The 1,058-nt window shown below is 71.2% G+C and carries 1 protein-coding gene; it reads left to right on the top strand.

Annotated features, from left to right (window positions below):
• Window positions 1-151: 151 nt before the first annotated feature.
• On the top strand, window positions 152-1,058 hold a 907-nt coding region (locus ACIKT0_RS18875; RefSeq protein WP_407106835.1), incomplete at its 3' end, for an amidase family protein.

A 1,058-nucleotide genomic window follows, 5' to 3' on the forward strand; every position in this document is an offset into this window, starting at 1 on the left:
GAAGGTCACAGGTTCAAATCCTGTCCCCGCAACCAAACAAAAAGCCCGCACAGCCCAAAAGCTGGCGGGCTTTCGTCGTTCTAAACACACACACCATGACAGGCCCACGCGAAAAGGGCATGGGTGAGCCGTCCATCACGAGGCGCGCCACATGACCCTCCCCCGCCCCGCCTTCGCCGCCAGCGGCGCGCTAGTCTCGCCGGACGTGCCGACGCCGGAGATCTGCCGGCAGGGTGCGTCGGCGCTGGCGCGCATGCTGGCCGAACGCAGGGTCTCCGCCGTTGAGGTCGCGGAGGCGTTTCTGGACCAGATCGCGGCGCAGAACCCCACCTACAACGCCATCGTGACCCTGCGGGACCGCGACGACATCCTGGCGGACGCGCGCGCCTGCGACGCCGCGCGAGCGCGGGGCGAGACGCCCGGACCGCTCGCCGGCATTCCGGTCGCGTTCAAGGACCTGCAGCCGACGGCAGGCCTGCGCACCACCTTCGGCTCGCCGCTGTTCGCCGACTTCACGCCGGACGAGGACAGCCTCACCGTCGGGCGGGTCCGCGCCGCCGGCGCGATCGTCATCGGCAAGACCAACACGCCAGAGTTCGGCCTCGGCTCCCACACCTACAACACGCTGTTCGGGCGGACCCGCAACGCCTTCCTGCCGGCGCTGAGCGCCGGAGGCTCGAGCGGCGGCGCCGCGGTCGCGCTGGCGCTCGGCATGCTGCCGGTCGCGGACGGCTCCGACTTCGGCGGCTCGCTGCGCAACCCGGCCGCCTTCAACAACATCTTCGGTTTCCGGCCCTCGCTCGGCCGTGTGCCCAACGTGCCGGCGAAGGACGCGTTCTTCGGGCAGTTCTCGACCGACGGGCCGATGGCGCGCAGCGTCGCCGACCTCGCCCTGATGCTTTCGGTGATGGCCGGCTACGACGCGCGTTCACCGATCGCGAGCGCCGACGAGGGCTTTCGCTATGAGGACCGGCTGGACGGCGCGCAGGCCCTGCGGCCGCGTATCGCCTGGCTCGGGGACCTCGGCGGGCGCCTGCCGATGGAGCCCGGCGTGCTGG

The sequence above is a fragment of the Hansschlegelia beijingensis genome (assembly GCF_045505405.1).
Classification (GTDB): Bacteria; Pseudomonadota; Alphaproteobacteria; order Rhizobiales; family Methylopilaceae; genus Methylopila; species Methylopila beijingensis_A.